We start from the raw sequence: 14,509 nt of genomic DNA on the forward strand, positions 1-14,509 counted from the left end.
TCCGTCACCCAGTACCGCAGACTGTCCATGATCAGCCGCAGCGACTCGTGATGCCGCACGTTCAGACTGTTCCCGGTACCCGTGGTGTCGTAGTAGTACTGCTTGTCCTCGTCGACCAGCCGGTAATACGCCGGATTGTCGATACCCCGGAACGACAACGTCGGGCCCAGATGATTGCCCTCCGCGGTGTGGTTGTAGACCACATCGAGAATGACCTCGATACCGGCCTGATGCAGAGCCTTCACCATCGCCTTGAACTCCTGCACCTGCCCGCCGCCCTCCGGGAACGACGAGTAACCGTTGTGCGGAGCGAAGAAGCCGATGGTGTTGTAACCCCAGTAATTGGTCAGACCGCGCTCGATCAGCCCGCTGTCGTGCACGAACTGGTGCACCGGCATCAACTCGACCGCGGTCACGCCGAGGCCCTTCAAATACTTGATCATGGCCGGGTGCGCCAGACCGGAGTAGGTGCCGCGCACGTCGGCCGGGATGTCCGGGTGCTGGACGGTCATTCCCTTGACGTGCGCCTCATAGATCACCGTCTCCCACATCGGGACCTTGAGCGGCCGGTCGTTGCCCCAATCGAAATAGGGGTTGATCACCACCGACCGCGGCGAGTAGGCGGCGGAATCAAAGTCGTTATAAGAGCCGGAATCGCCGAAGTTGTACGAGAAGAGCGCCTGATCCCAGTCGTAGTTGCCGTCGATCGCCTTCGCGTACGGGTCGAGCAGCAGCTTGCTGGGGTTGCAGCGCAGCCCCCGCGACGGGTCGTACGGGCCGTGCACGCGGTAGCCGTAGCGCTGACCCGGCACCACCCGCGGCAGATAACCGTGCCAGACCAGGGCCTCCCGCTCCGGCAGGTCGATCCGGGTCTCCTTACCGTCGTCGTCGAACAGGCACAGCTCGACGCGGGTGGCAGCCTCGGAGAAGAGCGCGAAGTTGGTGCCACCACCGTCGTAGGTCGCGCCCAGCGGGTACGGATTGCCCGGCCAGATATGCATGGCCCCCACCTTGCCCAATAACAGCCCGCAGGAAAACTGTGATCAGGTCAACGCCGCCATCATCAGGCGCTCCGCGATCACCGGCGTGTCACCGCCCATCTTCAGCGTGTTCACCGAGTAGACCAGCCGCCGGCTCAGGTCGAGCGTGGCCCCCATGCCGTTGTTGTACCCGGGGCGGTCCCCCGACTTGCCCCAGATCTCCAGGTCACCGATGAGCAGACGGCTCAGCCCACAGCCGTACGTCCCGCCCTTCGGCACGGTCAGCATCGCCTGGAGCTCCCGCGGCGGCAGCAGGCGACCGCCGAGCAGCGCCGTCAGGAACCGGTCCAGATCGCCGGTCGTGGAGATCATCTCGGCGGCGGCCCACTGCAGCGACGGATTGGCACGGGTGACGTCGACGTACTCGCCGTCGATCAGCTCGTAGCCGTGCGCGTGCGGCCCCGGGATCGCGGTGTGCGTGCCCGGCAGATACGTGTGCCGCAACCCGAGCGGCCGCAGGATGCCCCGGCGGATCGCGTCGGCGTACGGCCGGCCGGTCACCCGCTCGATCACCAGCCCCGCCACGATGTAGCCGACATTGCCGTAGACCTGCTTCGTGCCCGGCGTGAAGAGCGGCTCCTCCTCCCACCGCACCTGCGACCCCGGCTCGAACGTGTCGAACCGGTGGTCCTTGAACCAGTCCCAGTCCTTGTGCCGCAGCTCCAGGCCCCGCAGCCCACTGGTGTGGTCGAGCAGCTGGCGCACCGTGCCCGGATAGCCCTCCGGCAGCCGGTCCGGCAGGTATCGGCGCACCGGCGCGTCCAGCTCGATCAGGCCGGCCGCCACCAGCTGGAGCACCGCCGTCGCGGTGAACACCTTGGTCATGCTGCCGATCCGGAACCGGGCGTCCCACGGCACCGGGCTCCCGCGGTGCACGTCACCGGCCCCGGCACGCCCGCGCCAGCGGCCGGCCGACCCCTCCACGCGGACCAGGGCGCCACTCACCGCCGGATCGAGCGGCTCCAGCGCCGCGGCGAGCGCGGCCTCGTTCAAGGGCGGCAGACCGGTGCCCGCGTACGCCGGGACGCGCCCCGCGACAGCGAGGGCGGTTCCGGCCAGAGCGGCTCCGAGCAGGGTGCGACGATGCATGCTGACAACCTCCGAAGTGGACTGGGGCCCACTCTTCCGGCCGGCGCCGCCAAGGTCATCCGGGCGCTTCCCGGACCGTACCCCTAGGAGATCTGGACGACATCCCCCGGGTTTCTCGGGGTGATCACGGGTAGAACCGTGAGGGTGCAACCGCGCCGCTATCTCGTCCTGGCCATCTGCTGCATGAGCCTGCTCATCATCAGCCTGGACGTCACCATCGTGAACGTCGCGCTCCCGGCGATGGCCGACGACCTGGACGCGCCCGTCTCCGGCCTCCAGTGGATCATCGACGCGTACCTGCTGGTGCTGGCGAGCCTGCTGGTCCTGGCCGGCTCCACCGGCGACCGCATCGGCCGGCGCCGCGTCTTCCAGGCCGGACTGGCCCTGTTCACGATCGGCTCCCTGCTGTGCAGCCTGGCGACCAGCCTGGAGGCACTCATCGCGTTCCGGACGATCCAGGCGGTCGGCGGGTCGATGCTCAACCCGGTCGCCATGTCGATCATCACGAACACGTTCACCGAGCCCCGCGAACGGGCCCGCGCGATCGGCGTGTGGGGTGCGGTGACCGGCTTCAGCATGGCCCTGGGCCCGCTGGCCGGCGGTGTGCTGGTCCACTCGTTCGGCTGGCAGTCCATCTTCTGGATCAACGTGCCGGTCGGCATCGTCGGGTTCCTGCTGGCCTGGCGGTTCATCCCCGAGTCACGGGCCGAACACCCGCGCCGCCTCGACCCGGTCGGCCAGCTCCTGGTGTTCACACTGCTCGCCGCCCTGACGTTCGGCATCATCGAGGGCCCCTCCGAAGGCTGGTCCTCCCCCGTCATCCTCGGCTGCTTCGCCCTCGCCGCCGCCGCACTGGCCGCCCTGCTGTGGTGGGAACCGCGCCGCGAGGAGCCACTGATCGAGCTGCGCTTCTTCCGCAGCGCCCCGTTCAGCGGCGCCACCCTGGTCGCGATCTGCGCCTTCGCCTCACTCGGCGGATTCCTCTTCCTCAACACCCTCTACCTCCAGGACGTACGCGGCCTGTCCGCCCTGCACGCCGGCCTCTACACTCTGCCGATGGCGGTGATGACGATCGTCGCCTCCCCACTGTCCGGCCGCCTGGTCGGCACCCGTGGCACCCGCCTACCGCTACGCATCGCCGGCACGGCGATGGCCCTAGGCGTGCTGCCCATGATCTTGGCCGGCCCCACCACCCCCGCATGGCAGTTGTTCGCCGGCTACCTGCTCTTCGGTCTCGGCTTCGGCATGGTGAACACGCCGATCACCAACACCGCCGTCTCCGGCATGCCCCGCGCCCGCGCCGGCGTGGCAGCCGCCATCGCCTCCACCAGCCGCCAGGTCGGCAGCGCCCTGGGCGTCGCGGTGATCGGCGCCGTCGTGGCCTCCGGCAGCACCCCCGCCGACCCGGCGGGCTGGTGGATCCTGGCCGCCCTGGGCGCGGCGGTCCTGGCCATCGGCCACGTGACGACGGGCGCCTGGGCCCGCACCACCACCACCCGGGCCGACCTCGACCGGGTGCCCGCCTGAGCGGTCCCGCCACACCCGGTCATACGCGGACCGGCCTCCCACCCTCCCCCTGACGGGTCCCTGGCCGCTGTCAGGCCTCGTCTCGTCGAAGGGCCAGCTCTTCCCGCGACGTCATCGCAGCTCTTCATCGGCGGCCGGGCTTCCGTGGCCACTGAGTCCACGGGTCACCGGCTACCTCTCCTCGCCTTTTCACCCCCCTCGCTTCATCACCTGGCCTCCGGTCCTGCTCTCTTCCGGCCTGTTCGGAAGGTGAGCCTCCGGGGATGCCATGCACGGCGGCGTTCAACGGTGACAGCGCCCCTGTACTGCGTCGTCAAGGGCTCCAGCGCGTGCAGGCAGCCGGGCCACGACGTCCCGGCTCTCCTCACCTTCTGCGGCATACCGAGATCGTCGCGCCACGCACGCAGACGCGGGAGCACCAGCTCGGACGGCGCTTCCAGGAAGCCGAGACTCCACCCCAGCGGTGACAGGCTGCCGCCGAGGACGGATGGTGCTTCCGGCCCAGCCCCTCCCATGGCCTCCATGATCCGACGGATGTCCGTTGCGCTGTCGCAGTTCAGCAGTTGGTGGTACCAGCCCCTGCGCCACCGGCGCAGGGCACCTCTCAGCCCGGATCCTCCACGCCGGTATGGCCGACGGGCCATGCCGGCAGGCACGGGCGGTCGGAGCAGGCCATCCCTCATGGGGTTGTCGCTGCTCGGCGATTCTGATCGAGACTTCGACCATCATGACCGTAAGCGCCGTGATGCCGCCTGAAGAGAACCGTGATGCGGCCTGAAGAGAATATGTGACGCTCGACCCTGAACCGGCAAGGCTCGGACTGCCACTGAGAGTCGGTAATGCGAGGCAAGTCTCACTTCTTCTCTGCTGCCTGCTAGTCGCTTGAGAATCCTGTGAAGAACTGGCCCAAAATCCACGAGAGCGAATTTGGCATGATCGACTTCTTACACTTTTGGAGCGGGATCGGGAAGAATTCTTGCATGGGGCAGGGGTCGTTGTTCAGTAGAGTTGAGATTTCATCAATGCGTGATCGGACGCGATCTCGGAACTATTCTTCGGCGCGTGAGGAGTTCCGTCGCGAACACGAGAGGCACCGCGCCTGGGGGCTGCAGCGCCGCCATGCCGAGAAGCTTCGACGGCTCCGCCAAAGCGAGTCGGGCCCTACCGTTGGTGGCGACCAGGTGCCTGTCGCGGGAACCTCCGGTTCGGGAAGCAGGACACTGCGGGCTGCCTCCACACGGGCGACACTCGCCGCTCCGCCGCCTGCCCACACGGCTCCGCAGAGGACTTCGTCTCCGAGAGGCGCGGCACCGTCCCTGGTCGCGACTCAGCCATCGCCGTCGAGCCTGGCCTCGGCGCCTTGGGTCCGAGGATCACCGGCAGCGCGTGAGTCCTACGACGTCCAGATCCGCGACGCGCAAGGCGGCACCCGGATCCGCAGCACCCAAACCGGTGACGCGCAGGTCCGAGACGCGCAAGGCGGCACCCAGATCCGCAACACCCCAACCTGCGACGTCCAAGTCCGCGACGTGCAAGGCGGCTCCCAGGCCTGCGACGCGCGAAGCGGCGACGTCCAAACCCGCGACGCGCAAGGCGAAGCCCAGGTCCATGACGGCCAGACCAGCGACGCCCAAGTCCGCGACGCGCAAGGCGGCTCCCAGACCTGCGACGCGCGAAGCGGCCACGTCCAAACCCGCGACGCGCAAGGCGACGCGCATACCTGCGACGCCCAGGTCCGCGACGCGGAAGCCGGCAGCACCCCAGAGCCGCCGACGTCCATACCCTCGGCACGCAAACTCGCGGTGCCGTGCCGATGGCCGCGGCCCACCCTGCCGTGTGTGTCGCCGAGGGCGGGGCTGTATTTCTGCCGGTGCCATCGACGGTCCCGCTACCCGCCTTTTCGGGCACGACCTCCCCGACCGATCGCGCCTCAAGGGGGTCCTGGTGGGGTTTTGGTGAATTTGTGTGGTTGCCGCAGGGCGGTGGTCACGGTTTCCCTCGGCGGCGCTGGGCCGGTTCGGGTCTCCGATGGTCACTCGGCGGTGATCGGCGAAAAATCAATAATTTATCGGTTGAAGCCGTTTCTTCTATCTGCGGAACTTGAGGTTTCTTTCCATCGGGAACGGGCGCCACCGGATTTGGTCTTGGGGAGCACGTTAAGGCGTGCTATTTGCACGATAACGCGCCGACTCATCGGCTGCGCCGAACAGCCCCGTGATGAGACGATTCTGCACCCGGTATCGAGTGCAGGGACCTTGCGATTTGATGCCTCGCGACGAGATACCTGAAGTCCCTTTGGGAGGTGAAGCCATTGCCGCTCACCCGCTCCTGCGTGATTCCGGCACACCGTCATCGCAGAACTCCTCAAGATCGAGTTAAGGAGCGCATCTCGACGCCGAGAGTTGCCGACCGAAACGCCGGAAGCTGCCGAGCGACCGGAGCCTTGCCCGCGATGCCCGAGTCCCGACGCCCGAGCCCCCACGCCCCCACGCCCACGCCCCCACGCCCGCGCCCACGCCCCAGGCCCCCGACGCCCCACGCCCCAGGCCCCCGACGGTCCCGGGTCCCGGGTCCCGGGTCCCGGGTCCCGGGTCCCGACATTCAGGGTTTGGAGGTCCCTCGGCTGAGGTGTCTTGTGAGCTGGTAATTCCGGCTGCAATGACAGCCTCGGTCTCGCGCCGGCTCTGCCGGCGGTGGGCTGAGGATCGTTGGAGTGTGATGCGCCGATCGCCCCGCCGGCTCATCCTCGCGCCGATGGCGGCGCGAGCTGTCCGATGAGCGTGCCGTGCAGCAGGTCGGTGGATAAGTGCCGCGTATCGGGTAGATGGGGCGCGGAAAGCCCAAGCGGTGGAGGGATGCGCAGGCCGGTTGACGGGCGAGCACGAGAAGCCCGATGCGGCGGATGAGTACCCGGGCCAGTCCACGGGCGACCGCCAATGCCCAAGCGGCGGATGAGCGCGCGGGCCAGTCGAAAGGCGAGCGAAAAGCCCAAGCGGTGGATCGGGGCGCGGGGCGGTTGACGGCAGGAGCGAAAAGCCCAGCCGCCGAATGAGTGCGCGGGCCGGTTGACGCGCGGGTGCAAGGAGCCCGAAGCGGCGGTAGGCGCGGGGGCGAGGAGCCCGAAGAGGCGGGGGCGAGAAGACCGAAGCAGTGGGGGCGAGGAGCCCGAAGCGGCGGCGGCGAAAAGACCAAAGCAGTGGGGGCGAGAAGACCAAAGCGGCGGGGGCGGGTGAGATGGATGGTGGGTGGCGGGGTGGGGCGGGGTGGTTCCGGTACTTGTTGGCCGTTTCGGCGGTGGGGGTGACGGCAAAGGTGATGTTGTGGGCGGCCTTCGGGTGCTAGTCCTATTCGACCACGTGCAATCGAGGGCGAGAGGTGACAGTCATGCTGCCCGGCGGGATGATGCCCATAACTTCTCTGGCCGTGATGATCCGCCAGACTCCGCCGCAGTCGGCGATCAGTATGTTGAACGGGCTGCCGGCGGATCGGTTCGGGGCGGTGTCCGAGGCTCTCGGTGGTGCCGACCTCGCCCGGCTGATGTTGGCCGGCAAGCCTGGCAGCCGGGGGCGGGTGCTGCAGATGTTCGCCGACAAGGATGTGATCCGGGCGAGTGCGGCGGTTCCGGCCGACCAGGCTGCCGCGCTGCTCGCCGAGCTGCCGCAGGCCCGGCTGCGGCATCTGTTCCGGGAGCTGGCCGAGCCGGTCCGGGCGGTGCTGCTGACCACGCTTCCCGGTGGGCGGCGTGATGAGCTGATCGGGGAACTGGACGCGGGTCATGCCGACGACGTGCGGACGCAGATGTACGTGCGTGCCGTCACCGAGGCGCTGCGCCGGTTCAATGCCGAGGTCACGGTGCCCGGGGGTGCCCCGGCGGGAATCCTGTGCGTCGCCGCGTACCAGAAGGTGGTCGCGATCGCCGTGCATCTCGGCGACGACGGCCGGGTGAGTGTGCCCGCGGCCGAGAACGCGGCCTACCGGCTGCGGACCCACGGGGCGTTGTCCGTCACGGATCAACCGATCGACCCGGCGGTACGGCGCTACTGTGCGGACGCCCGCGAGAAGGGGCGCCCGCTGAGTGCGGTGACGTGGGCCGACGAGCGTGACGACGGTCCCCTCAAGCGGGTGCTTGCCTCGTTGTTCTCCTGACGGCGGGATAATCGCGGCATGGGGGAACTGCTGGACATCCGGCGTATCTATGTCGAGCCGGCGGCGGCGGAGCTGCCCCGGGGGCGCGAGGTCCTCTCCCGGTGGCCGGCGGCGACCCTCGTGGAGGTGGAGAGTCATCAGCGGATCCCGGAGCTGTTCGGGGACGAGACCAATGTGCGGCGCTGGGTGCGCATCAAGCAGGAGGCGCTGGTCCTCGGCGTGAAGAAGACGATGACCGCCCGGCCGAACGGGCGGTCCGCGGACTTCATCGCGCCGTCGACGGCCAACGGGTGTGCGATGGCCTGCGCCTACTGCTACGTGCCCCGGCACAAGGGGTACAGCAACCCGATCACCGTCTTCGCCAACATCGAGCGCGTGGTGTCGTACCTGCGGGGGCATGTCGGTCGTCAGGGTGGCAAACCGGAACCGAACGAATGTGACCCGGCGGCCTGGGTCTACGACATCGGGGAGAACTCGGACTGCTCGGTGGACGCGCTGATCAGCGACAACGTCCGCGACCTGGTGGAGTCGTTCCGCGATCTGCCGAGCGCGAAGGCCAGTTTCGCCACCAAGTATGTCAACCGGGATCTGCTGGACTGGGATCCGCGGGGGCGTACCCGGATCCGTTTCTCGCTGATGCCGCCGGCCGACGCGAAGGTTCTCGACATCCGTACCAGTCCGATCGCGGAACGGATCGCGGCGATCGACGACTTCGTGGCCGCCGGGTACGAGGTGCACGTCAATCTGAGCCCGGTCGTGGTCCGGGACGGCTGGCTCGACGACTGGCGTGACCTTCTCGACCAGTTGGACGCCGGCATCGGCCCGGAGGCGAAGAGGCAGCTCGCCGCCGAGGTCATCTTCCTCACCCACAATCGTGGTCTGCACGAGGTCAACCTGGGCTGGCATCCGCGCGCCGAGGATCTGATCTGGCGCCCCGACCTTCAGCAGGTGAAACGCTCGCAGAACGGCGACCTGAACGTCCGCTACCGCACCGGCGCCAAGGGTGGCTATGTCCGCGCCCTCACCGACCTCATCGCCGACCGGACCCCCTATCTGCGGGTGCGTTACGCGTTCTGACCGCGGCGGCGCGCCCGGCGGGGTGAGCCGCCGAGCGCGCCCTGGGAACGGGCCGGGTCAGGTGAAGCGGGTGGCGATCCAGTCGGCGACCAGGTCGGCGGTGTCGATGACGGCCTGGTCGTGGTTGGCGTTGGGAACCGTCTCGAGGGTGACCGGCACCCCGTAGGCGGCGATCTGGTCGGCGAGGATCTCCGAGGCGAAGAACGGGACCGCCTCGTCGTCGGTGCCGTGCACGATCAGGACCGGGGCGCTCGGCGCGGTCTGGGCCGGGTTCTCGTAGGAGGCCATCTTGGCGACCACGGCGTCCGGCACGACGCCGCCCTCGACCAGTTGCTCGGCGGTGAGGTCCTGGTAGGCGGCGAGGATCTCGTAGAGGCAGCCGGTCTGGAGGACGCCGACCTTCGCCTCGGCCGGTGCGGCGAGTACGTTCGCCGGCTTGAAGCTCGGGTCGACGGCCGCGACACCGTACAGGGCCATCACCAGGTAGCCCTGGCCTTCGGTGCCGGGGATGAAGTTGATGAACTCCTGGGTGTTGGAGACCGGGGCGATCGACGCGGTGCCCTTCAGGACCAGGGTGCCGTCGTAGCTCGGCGCGATCTGGCTGGCGAACAGGGCACCCTGCCCGCCCTGCGAATGGCCGTCGACGACGTACTGGGTGGAGAGCGCGGCGTCGAGGTTGCGGGCGGCGCGGACGTTGTCGATCAGTGAGCGGCCGGCGCTGGCACCGATCAGGTACGGATGGGCCTGTGGCGTGCCCAGCCCCGGATAGTCCGGGGCGGCCACCGTCCAGCCGCGGCTGAGCAGTTCGGCGACCGCGATCCGGGCCTCCTCCCAGAACACGGTCTGATTGGTCGACGGGGCGCACGAGTCGGCGAGCCCGGTGGTGCCGTGCCCCCATGCCACGACACGGTTGTTCTTGCCGGTCTTCGGGGTGAGGACCAGACCGGTCGCGGTGATCACGCCACCGTTGATGTTCGTCGTGACGTACTGGATCCGTTTGCCGGTGGCAACAGCGGACAGGGTCGGCGGCAGACTCGCGGTCGACGAGCTCAGCACGAATCCCGGCAATGTCGCGTACGCCGGTCCGGCGGTCGCGACCAGCATCCCGGCCGCGGTGATCAGCGCGGCGAGAAGAAGTCGGGAGATCTTTCTCATGGCACCACGTCCCCCTTGCAGAATCCGAAGTGGATGATCGATGGATGCCACAGCCTAAAACTGATCTACCCCGCGGTGGATCGGTAATCAAGGGCACACGTTCGTGCCTATTCGGGTATCCGCACACGTCAACTGAATGATGTGCCAGCGAATTTCAAAAGATCCATTTAATCGGCGGTTCATTATCGAAATCAGACACCGCTGGGGTACGTCTCCGGCTCGTGGACGTTCACCCGGAGAGTGTGCAGCGGCCGGAGAGCCCGCGTCTCGGCAAACCACAGAAACGCGTCGTAACGCTCTCCCAGGACTGTCGGGACGTAGTTGGCCCAGCGTTCCCGCTCCGGCCGGTAGACCACGCCGATCGCCCGGTGCGGCAGCACGGTGGTGAGCAGATCCGGTCGCGGGCCGTCGGCCGGGAAGACGAAGAGAGCCGCCGGCGGGGCAGCGTTCTGTAAGACTTCCTCCAGGGAACCGGGCCGGGCCGGGGGCACACCCATCGCCTCCATCGGCCCGCCCCACTCCGGTCCGGCGACCACCGTCCCGTGGTGGGTGCCGAACCCGATCAGCATCGTCCGGTCGGCCCCGAACCGTTCCCGGGCCAGCTGGCCGAGCGTCACCTCGCCGTACCCGGACTGGTCGGTGGCCCGGGCGTCGCCGACGTGGGTGTTGTGCGCCCACACCACGGCCCGCGACGAGGGACCGTAGCGGCGCAGCAGCCGGTCCAGGGTGGCGTCCATGTGCCGGTCCCGGATGTTCCACGCCTCCGGGCCGCCGCGTACCATGGCCCGGTAGTAGCCCTCCGCCCCGGCCACCACCTCGGCGTTCTGCCACACCCCGAAGTCGCGGTCGGTGAGATCGGCGAGCATCGCGACGACCGCCCGCTCGCAGGAGGCCGGCACGAACTGGGTGGCCCAGCCGTACGCGTTGGGATCCTCGTTGTACGGCTCGAAACACCGGTACGCGTCCAGAGCGGCCGGCACCCGGTCCGGGTCGTTCTCCCGCAACCACACCAGGATCGCCCGCATCGACTCCCACAGCGAGTAGACGTCGAGTCCGTGGAAGCCGACCCGGTCGTCCGGCGCCCGGTTCTCGTTGAACGCGCGCAGCCAGCGGGTGAAGTCGACGGTCTCCTCGTTGGCCCACATCCACGTCGGCCAGCGGTCGTAGCGGACCAGGGCGTGCCGCGGGTCGGGAACGTCACCGCGGACGGCCGCGTTCACCCGCTCACAGTCCGGCCAGTCGCCCTCGACCGCGACGAAGGAGAACCCCCGCTCGGCGATCAGGCGCCTGGTCAGCGCCGCCCGCCACGTGTAGAACTCGTGCGTGCCGTGGGTGGCCTCACCGATCAGCACCACCGTCGCGGCGGCCGCCCGGTCCAGCAGGATCTCCAGATCCCCCGGATCGTGCAGCGGCCGGGCGATCGAGGCCACCTCTTCCCCGTACCGGATCACCCTCGCCGCGTACCCGCAAGGGGTCGCCTCATACGTCGGACCTTGCCATGCTGGGGTGATGGGACGTCCGACGCTGTACGAAGCAGCCGGCGGAGCCACCGCCATGCTGGCCCTGGCCACCGACTTCCACGAGCGCTGCCTGGCTCACCCGACGCTGTCGCACCCGTTCTCGCACGGCGTCGAGCCGCAGCACGTGCCCCATCTCGCCGGGTACTGGGGTGAGGTGTTCGGCGGGCCACCGGTCTACAGCGAGACGCGCGGCGGGCACGGGGCGATGATCCGGGTGCACGCCAACCAGTGTGACGACGATCCGTTCTCGGCCGTCTTCGTCGAGTGTTTCGACGCGGCGGTGGTGGCCACCCTGCCCGACGACGCCGAACTGCGGGCGGTGCTGCGTGACTACATCCGGGCGGCGACCGCGGAGGTGGTGGCCTACATGCCGTCGTCGGCGGCGGGGCCGGGGGATCCGCCGATGCCACGGTGGACCTGGGCCGGGCGCCAGGGATGCGACGCCTCGGTCTCGACCGGGGACGCGACCACCCGTACCCCATAGGTTTGGGGTTGAATTTCGCCCAGGTATTCGTGGCCGGTCAGGTGGCACCAGGCCGGCAGGTCCAGCGGCGCCGCCGGATCGGAGGCGATCAGGTGGACCACGGCGCCGGGCGGCAGGGTGGCGATGAGTCTGCGCAGCTCGATGAGGAGCAGCACGCAGCGGCGGTCCCCGCCGTCCAGGACCGTCGGTGTCACGGCAGCAGCGCCAGCGTCGCCGGGAGCTGCGAATGCAGCGGGGCGGGCAGCTCGCCCGGGGCGAACCAGGCCAGTTCGTCGAACTTGTGCGGCTCGCCGATGCGCACGGCCGCCGGGTCCACCCGGACCGCGAAGACCACCGCCACCCAGTGCGACGGCGGGTCGTCGCGCAGCACGTTGCGGACGCCCAGCTGCCGGATCTCCAGCGGGGACGCCGTGTACTCCTCGCCGACCTCACGGGTCACCGCGGCCTCGAACGTCTCCCCGAACTCCAGCGCACCGGCCCCGCAATCCCAGGTGCCCGGCTCGTCGCGGGCCTGCTCCGAGCGGCGGGCCAGCAGGATCCGGCCGGCGCCGTCGTGGCAGACGAACACACACGAGACAGAAGGCTTCATCCCTTGATCATGCCCGGGGCCCGGGGCCGGCCGAGGGGGCGGGCGGCGAGGATGCAGGTGTCGTCGTCCGGGTTGGCGCGCCGCAGCCGGGCCAGCATCTCCGCGAGTGGCTGCTCCGGGGCGGAGCGCACCGCGTCGTCGACCGCCGCGATCACCGTGTCCAGGCCGACGTCGGGCCCGCGTTGGCGGTGCTCGACCAGGCCGTCGGTGTAGAGCAGGAGCACATCGCCCGGCGTGAGGTCGATGACCGCGTCGGCGTACCGGGCGCCGTCCACCACGCCCAGCATCGGGCCCGCCGGCCGGGACAGCGGCGCCGTGCGGCCGGCCCGGCTCAGCAGCGGCGGCGGATGCCCGGCCTGCGCCCACACCAGCTGGTGGCGCCGCGGATCGAACCGGGCGATCACCGCGGTCGCCGCCAGTTCCGGATCGTCGGCCTCCAGCTCCCAGATCAGCCGGTTGAGATGTTCCAGCAGGACACCCGGGTCGCTGGTGACCACGGACAGGGCGCGCAGCGCGTGCCGCAGCTGCGCCATCGTCGTCGCCGCCTGCGTGCCGTGCCCGGCCACGTCGCCGACCGCGAGCAGCACCGATCCGTCGCGCAGCGCCGCCGCGTGGAACCAGTCCCCGCCGATCATCGCCTCCTGGCCGGCCGGCAGGTAGCGCACCGCCACCCGCAGCCCCGGCAGGTCGATCGGCTCCGCCGGGATCGGCAGGATGATCTGCTGCAACCGGGCCGCCAGGTCGTGCTCGGCCGCCAGCGTGCGCTCCACCTCGGCCAGCCGCTCGGCGCCCGCCTGCGGCCCGGTGGCCTCCAGGCGCTGCCAGGTGATCAACAGTCCCGGGCCCAGCCGGCCGGCGCGGACGGTGAAGTCGGACTGTCCGATCCGTACCGGGCCGAGGTCGGCGGGCTCCCCGGTGTCGAGGACCCGCTGGCAGGTCCGCCCGCGGTCGCCGGCGATCACCTCCGGCTGGTGCCGGCTCATCGCGAGGCCGATCAGCTGCGCGCCGTGGGGGCCGTCCGGGGTGACGGCCGCCGGGCTGGCCGCGGCCCAGATCAGGTCGATCATGCGTCCGGCCTCGTCGACCTCCGGTACCAGATATCCTGACATTCCCGGCAGCAAGTCCAGGACGCTCTGGACCGTCGCCAGCCAGGGGACGTCGTGCCGGCCGTCCCCGCCGTTCTCCGGGTCGCCCGCGGCGGGCCGTGACCGGCCGTCGGTCCACGCGTACGCCTGAGTTCCCACCAGTCACCTCCCCACCCCGGTCCGGGTTCCTGCTTACGCCTGCACACCGCACCGCTGCATCCCCCGATCATCCGGGCGGGTGCCTATCGATCCGTCCAGGTCGCACAGGTCACCCGGTCGAGGTCCGACGTTCGGCCCACCACGGCGGACCTACCGGGCCGGCCGCATCGCGGGGGTGCGGAAGACGGGTGGACTGCGGGCGGCGGTTTCGGGCGGTGGCCGGGCGGGGCGGGCGCGGACGAGATCGGTGCGGCGGTACGCTTCCTGCCATGCCGATCCGGACCGCGCCGATCTGCGGGTCATGCTGACATGCGGCGCGGGGAGATCTGGACCATCGGCGACCGGGCCGATCTGCGTTACCGGGTTCTGGTGCTGTCCGGTGACAGTTACAACGAGCGCAAGAACGCCGCGCCGTTCTGTGCGCCGATCGTCCGGCAGCGTGGGGTCACCGAGTTGCCGCCCTATGCGGTGGCGCTGACCGAGCAGGATCCGATCACCGGGGTGGTGGTGGTCAACCGGATGCGGCGGCTGCCGGCCTCGACGGGCGCCGAGCGGATCGGGATGGTCACCGGTGCCAGCATGGCGCGGCTCGCCGAGGCGATGCGGGACCTGTTCGAGCTCTGAGGCCCGCGGCCCGG

At 69.6% G+C, this 14,509-nt stretch carries 12 protein-coding genes and 1 pseudogene; 5 read left to right on the top strand and 8 right to left on the bottom strand.

All coding sequences use genetic code 11. The annotated features are described in order from the left end of the window. Together BC793_RS46715 and BC793_RS46720 are read right to left on the bottom strand one after the other, a co-directional pair. On the bottom strand, window positions 1-1,001 hold a 1,001-nt coding region (locus BC793_RS46715), incomplete at its 3' end, for a glycogen debranching protein (protein WP_249037422.1). Between the two features lie 42 nt (window positions 1,002-1,043). Beyond that, complete coding sequence (locus BC793_RS46720) at window positions 1,044-2,129, bottom strand: serine hydrolase domain-containing protein (RefSeq protein WP_109603110.1); 1,086 nt, start codon at window positions 2,127-2,129, stop codon at window positions 1,044-1,046. 138 nt (window positions 2,130-2,267) lie between these two features. Between BC793_RS46720 and BC793_RS46725 the strand changes: the two genes are divergently transcribed. Then, the gene (locus BC793_RS46725; RefSeq protein ID WP_239169833.1) at window positions 2,268-3,656 is read left to right on the top strand and encodes an MFS transporter; all 1,389 of its coding nucleotides are present in this window, start codon (window positions 2,268-2,270) and stop codon (window positions 3,654-3,656) included. A gap of 1,373 nt (window positions 3,657-5,029) precedes the next feature. Here the strand turns inward: BC793_RS46725 and BC793_RS46730 are convergent. Further along, a complete protein-coding gene (locus tag BC793_RS46730; RefSeq protein WP_109603111.1) occupies window positions 5,030-5,374 on the bottom strand; it encodes a hypothetical protein in 345 nt (114 codons plus the stop codon). A 1,780-nt stretch (window positions 5,375-7,154) separates the two neighbouring features. On the opposite strand from BC793_RS46730, the gene BC793_RS46735 reads away from it, so the two are divergent. Both BC793_RS46735 and BC793_RS46740 read left to right on the top strand, forming a co-directional pair. Then, on the top strand, window positions 7,155-7,802 hold the full coding sequence (locus tag BC793_RS46735) for a magnesium transporter MgtE N-terminal domain-containing protein (protein ID WP_158319579.1): 648 nt from the start codon (window positions 7,155-7,157) through the stop codon (window positions 7,800-7,802). 18 nt (window positions 7,803-7,820) lie between these two features. Further along, window positions 7,821-8,879 carry a spore photoproduct lyase family protein gene (locus BC793_RS46740; RefSeq protein ID WP_109603113.1) on the top strand — a complete coding sequence of 353 codons (1,059 nt, stop codon included), beginning with the start codon at window positions 7,821-7,823 and terminating at the stop codon, window positions 8,877-8,879. A gap of 57 nt (window positions 8,880-8,936) precedes the next feature. On the opposite strand, the gene BC793_RS46745 is transcribed toward BC793_RS46740, so the two are convergent. Both BC793_RS46745 and BC793_RS46750 read right to left on the bottom strand, forming a co-directional pair. Continuing rightward, a complete protein-coding gene (locus BC793_RS46745; RefSeq protein WP_109603114.1) occupies window positions 8,937-10,034 on the bottom strand; it encodes an alpha/beta fold hydrolase in 1,098 nt (365 codons plus the stop codon). Window positions 10,035-10,225: 191 nt separating this feature from the next. Further along, window positions 10,226-11,485 carry an erythromycin esterase family protein gene (locus BC793_RS46750; protein ID WP_239169832.1) on the bottom strand — a complete coding sequence of 420 codons (1,260 nt, stop codon included), beginning with the start codon at window positions 11,483-11,485 and terminating at the stop codon, window positions 10,226-10,228. 58 nt (window positions 11,486-11,543) lie between these two features. On the opposite strand from BC793_RS46750, the gene BC793_RS46755 reads away from it, so the two are divergent. Beyond that, entirely contained in the window at window positions 11,544-12,038 is a 495-nt protein-coding gene (locus BC793_RS46755) for a group II truncated hemoglobin (protein ID WP_146246773.1), read from the top strand. Between the two features lie 56 nt (window positions 12,039-12,094). On the opposite strand, the pseudogene BC793_RS52615 reads toward BC793_RS46755, so the two are convergent. The 3 genes and pseudogenes from BC793_RS52615 to BC793_RS46770 form a co-directional block, all read right to left on the bottom strand. Next, window positions 12,095-12,232 (bottom strand): annotated as a pseudogene (locus BC793_RS52615) (sulfurtransferase TusA family protein); the annotation flags it as partial. Beyond that, window positions 12,229-12,627: an NUDIX domain-containing protein gene (locus tag BC793_RS46765; protein ID WP_109603117.1), complete on the bottom strand. Its 399-nt coding sequence runs from the start codon at window positions 12,625-12,627 to the stop codon at window positions 12,229-12,231. The gene BC793_RS46765 and the pseudogene BC793_RS52615, both read right to left, overlap by 4 nt. Next, the gene (locus BC793_RS46770) at window positions 12,624-13,871 is read right to left on the bottom strand and encodes a PP2C family protein-serine/threonine phosphatase (protein WP_239169831.1); all 1,248 of its coding nucleotides are present in this window, start codon (window positions 13,869-13,871) and stop codon (window positions 12,624-12,626) included. Before BC793_RS46770 ends, BC793_RS46765 begins: the two co-directional genes overlap by 4 nt. A gap of 309 nt (window positions 13,872-14,180) precedes the next feature. Between BC793_RS46770 and BC793_RS46775 the strand changes: the two genes are divergently transcribed. Next, window positions 14,181-14,495, top strand: coding sequence for a type II toxin-antitoxin system PemK/MazF family toxin (locus BC793_RS46775; protein WP_093611341.1), 315 nt, complete (start codon window positions 14,181-14,183; stop codon window positions 14,493-14,495). Window positions 14,496-14,509 lie beyond the last annotated feature (14 nt).

It is taken from the genome of Actinoplanes xinjiangensis (assembly GCF_003148685.1).
GTDB classification, from domain to species: Bacteria; Actinomycetota; Actinomycetes; order Mycobacteriales; family Micromonosporaceae; genus Actinoplanes; species Actinoplanes xinjiangensis.